A 524-nucleotide genomic window follows, 5' to 3' on the forward strand; every position below is an offset into this window, starting at 1 on the left:
CTGACGCGAAGATTCCCTTCGCGTCAGAGGCGGTTGGTTCGCTTCACGACGCGTTCTCCAGGGTGACGCGGTATCCCATGGCTTCGAGTTGATGGATGGCTCGTTTCTTGAATCGGTCGGGGTGCAGGCGGGTGAAGTAGTCACCGCCGGGGTCGTCGTAGAGGGCGCCGGTGGTGCCCATGTGCCAGATCGCGATGAGCATGGAGTGTTGGATGGCTACGTTGGCCTTCTGCGGTCCACGGCGTGAGGCGATGCGCCGGTATCGGGCGCCGAGGTAGGTGCGCGGGTTCTGGGAGCAGGCCATCGCCGCCGCTCCCAGCGCTCCCTGTAGGTAGGGGTTGCCGGGGCGGGTTCGGCTGGATTTCACCTTTCCCGCTGATTCGTTGTTGCCGGGTGTCGTGCCGGCCCACGAGGCCAGGTGCTTCGCGGTCGGGAAGCGGGTCATGTCGGCGCCGGTCTCAGCGATGATCACATCGGCGGTGACGATGCCGACGCCGGGGATGGAGCGGATCAGGTCACGGAAG

At 65.6% G+C, this 524-nt stretch carries 1 protein-coding gene; it reads right to left on the reverse strand.

The features are described 5' to 3' along the window. Nucleotides 1-43: 43 nt before the first annotated feature. The coding region (locus F8271_RS31770; RefSeq protein WP_151493442.1) for a transposase at nucleotides 44-524 on the reverse strand (481 nt) is incomplete at its 5' end.

The organism is Micromonospora sp. ALFpr18c (assembly GCF_008868155.1).
Lineage (GTDB): Bacteria > Actinomycetota > Actinomycetes > Mycobacteriales > Micromonosporaceae > Micromonospora.